This is a genomic window from Bradyrhizobium sp. Kon56, assembly GCF_055807635.1.
Genome location: NZ_JBVVOU010000207.1, coordinates 1 through 365, shown reverse-complemented (window position 1 = coordinate 365; position 365 = coordinate 1). Strand labels below are relative to the sequence as shown.

General features: G+C 58.1%; 1 protein-coding gene. It reads right to left on the bottom strand.

All coding sequences use genetic code 11. From position 1 onward, the window contains the following. Positions 1-365: right-handed parallel beta-helix repeat-containing protein (locus AC0L3B_RS38660; protein WP_473382913.1), on the bottom strand; the 365-nt coding region annotated here is incomplete at both ends.

Sequence of the window (365 nt, the reverse complement as noted above, 5' to 3'; positions counted from 1 at the left end):
GACCATTCAGGCCTTCAACACGTGAGCCTTCCAGAACCAGCACCGGCGACTCTTTTGCCGTGCGATGCTCGCGGGTCATCGTGACGCCATGGGTAGCCCCGGTAACGGTACTACCTACGACAGTTGCCTTTCCGCCCATCAGTTTCAGGCCTTCCTGGCTGCTACCCGTCAGCGTCGAACCATTGAGCAACTGCAGATGGCTGAACCCTGTAACCGTAGCCCCGTAGGTGGCACCTGTAATGTGGCTATTGCTCACTGTGGCCTCGGAGCCGATGTCATCCGACAGGCTGCGGGACATATCCAGACCGCCCTTGGAATGGCTGGTGATCCGTGAGTCAGCGATAGTGGCATTGCTTTGATGCAGA